This window comes from Bacillus sp. 05T31 (assembly GCF_056396725.1).
Genome location: NZ_JBFTMA010000521.1, coordinates 1 through 3,156, shown reverse-complemented (window position 1 = coordinate 3,156; position 3,156 = coordinate 1). Strand labels below are relative to the sequence as shown.

General features: G+C 32.9%; 3 protein-coding genes. All 3 read right to left on the bottom strand.

Translation table 11 applies throughout. The features are described from left to right. Window positions 1-1,237: DNA topoisomerase (locus tag AC1DJR_RS23405; protein ID WP_477003621.1), on the bottom strand; the 1,237-nt coding region annotated here is incomplete at its 3' end. A gap of 372 nt (window positions 1,238-1,609) precedes the next feature. Beyond that, a complete protein-coding gene (locus AC1DJR_RS23400; RefSeq protein WP_477003620.1) occupies window positions 1,610-2,521 on the bottom strand; it encodes a bacteriophage abortive infection AbiH family protein in 912 nt (303 codons plus the stop codon). Window positions 2,522-2,652: 131 nt separating this feature from the next. Beyond that, a complete protein-coding gene (locus tag AC1DJR_RS23395; protein WP_477003619.1) occupies window positions 2,653-2,871 on the bottom strand; it encodes a hypothetical protein in 219 nt (72 codons plus the stop codon). Window positions 2,872-3,156: the final 285 nt, after the last annotated feature.

The following is a 3,156-nucleotide window of genomic DNA, read 5'->3' as shown; positions in this document are numbered from 1 at the left end:
CTAGATACACTGCAGGACGCATGAAATTACCCACAAAGCGTTTTACTACAAGATCATAGAGCTGTTTTTCAATATCAGGACGCTCTCCTCCCTTATATTGTTTTGTCGTCGGAATGATAGCGAAATGGCTTGATACAAGYTCATCATTGAATGTTTTATGTTTTGTATTAATTGCCTCAATATCTACTAATTGTACCAATGACGAATAGTGACTCGTTGCTAATGAGTGCATAACACCTTTCACACGCTCTACTTGTTCTGTAGGTAAATGCCTAGAAGAAGAACGTGGATAGGTAATAAATCCTTCYTCATACAAATTCTGAATATGTTTTCTTGCGGTTTCTGCATTAATCTGCAGATGAGCATGAGCATCTTTATATAAATCCGTTAAGTTATATAATAATTTAGGATTCTTCTTTCGATTTCCTTCTTTAAATTCTTCCACCACGAGATATTGGCCTTTCAAGTTTTCTCCCAAACTTCTTAATGGCGATGGGTTTAATACCTGGTCTTCTGTTTTCATAACCGGAGTGATTCCTAAATCTGTTACTAGTTGCAGATGATAATAAGATTGCTCTCTATAATTTCCAATCGCTACCTCACGTTGTCGTATCTCATGTAATAAACACATCTGTACACGTCCAGAGGATAGCAGGAACTTATTCTGTGCTAATTTCGTTGTACATCCCCTCGTTATGTTCATACCTAATAGATAGTCCAAGTACTGTCTTGCTTTAGCAGAATACGCCAGTCCATCGTATTTTGATGCGCTTTCTAATCGATTGAGCGCTGCCTCTAGTTCTGCCGCTTCATAAGAGGATTTATATACACGAGATTGCTTTTTATTCACTCCTGCATATTCGTACACTTCCCTATAGATTAACTCTCCTTCGCGGTCCGCGTCACATATGTTAACCGCATGGTCAACATCATGTCGTTGCAGCAGTTTAACAAGTATTTGTAATTGTTCAGCATTTTCTTGTTTCACCTTATAAGCGGGCTGATAAATTAAAGGTAAATGCTCTAACTTAAACACTTTATACTCTGGATCCATCTCTTCYGGATTTTTGAGTTCCARCAGATGCCCACGGCACCAACTGACAATATAATGATCATTTTCATAATAACCRTAATAAGGTTTGCTSCCARTRTACTTTTKTGARTGACGGAATCTTGGYGATTTCATAATTTCATTGGCCACTTTCTGTTTTTCCGCAATAAATAACGTTTTTCCCATAACTTTTTCCTCCTTAAACAAAAAAGGACACACCTACGCCATGGTTCTGCGTAGGTGTGTCCTTTTGCAATATGATTTTTTAGTATTGGATTGTTTCTATTATAACACATTATCTATGTTTGTATGTTTTGCACATTATATTTATATATAGTTTATAAAGTAATAGAAAGACAGATGTTGGTTTGGAATAAAGTTTAATTAAAATTTAGCTGCAAACGTTAGTTTTATAAATAGAAGAAGCCCACGTGTTTGGAATAAAGATTAATCAAAAAGCGTGGGTTTAATTTTGACATGATGAAATTTTTATAAAAAAGATTGAACAAAAGTAAATTATAAAATTACACATTTTTAATTTTATATTGTTTGCTCTAGTCAAGGTAAATCATAGAATGTGTCACAGTGAATAAATTTTATATATTGTTCAATTATGCCTATTTGAGTCAATTTACCTCTAAAATTTTCAATATCATTCTCACCGTAATAATAAACATGCCATTCTGTATTTTCATTAACTCGTTCCTTAACTTCTTTAAAATATGGCAAATCCACTTCACCTAAAGAATGTCCAATTATAATTACTCTTTCAACAGCATCAAAATTCAATGAAAATAGTTGATCTATATAATTATTTACATCTTTATATGTTTTAGAACAATAGTCAGTTAAAACCTTATATATTGGTGCCCTTTGTTCATCAAATTTATTTTGATAGTCATTATAATTTTCGTTAAAGTAATCTATTCTAGATGAATTTGAATGCCCTAACACTAATTCATCATCTGAATCTACTACACCGTGTATATGTAAAACACTCGATCTTGAAATATTGTAAATATCCTCCAAAGTAGTGGTGTAATTAAAGTTTATAAATATATCTTGATGGCTTTCATTGATTAAAGAGGTTCTTCTATTCATACCGTCCAACTCTTGATTTACTACTTCAATCCATTCTTTTAAATAGATAGTTAATTCTTCAATGTACTTAAATTCGACTTTGAAGTAATGATTCAAAGTATCTTCTATACCAATATTTCCACTTTCCAGCCCCAAATCCGTACTTTGAAGCATTTGTTCAGTCAATACAATGTCATCAATATTAGCTAAATTACATTCTAAATCATTCCATAGATAAGTTTGTAACCCTTCTCCCCACAAATAATATTTCTCTTCGAAATCCCTCAAGAAGTCTCCTCGATGTTCTTCTAAATAGCAACGAAAATTCCAATACCTCGTATGTAAACCATGTCCTAAATCAAATCCATTCCCAATAATAAACAAATCCACTTATAACACCATCCCAATTAAAAATCTGTAATAAGATTACAATAAAACGTACAAATTACGCTTAAAAAAAACAACTTGAACGTTTACCAACGGTTTATAATCTACTCCGCTCCCTGTTCCTCGTCCTTCTTTTAACCACTTATCATTTTTAGATGTTCTAGTTCTTTTAGACATAAAATATGCTCCTCGATAAGCCCATACATATTTTGTAAAGAATCTGTAAAGGCTTCCTTTTTTTTATCATCATCATTTACAGGAATTTCAAGAGGGTTTATTATGGTTTTCTCGTTGCTTATATTTATTGTTGCTCCACCTAATTGCTCAAACGTTTTACGATAAATAACATTCATTAAATATTTCCTCCTTATTTTAGGGGTCTCGCCACACATCCATCAACTTAACGTATATTTTTATACAAAATGYGGTCTTTCCACGTAGTTTTTTATTATCTTTTATAGATGTTATAAAAGTAGGCAMGTCAAATAAACCCTGRCGGRTTTCAAATTTTTCGCTATGCTACCTGATGGGCAGAAGTGGTATACTCATACACAACACCTAAAATATCAAAGACTGTTTTTTTCTCATATCTGTGAGATTTTCGTCCGTTTCGCTGTAGGAGGTTAAACAGACGAAGG

What these genes read in the sequence shown, in the direction of transcription:
- AC1DJR_RS23395 (WP_477003619.1), bottom strand. Translation starts at nt 2,871, where the DNA reads ATGAATGTTATTTATCGTAAAACGTTTGAGCAATTAGGTGGAGCAACA.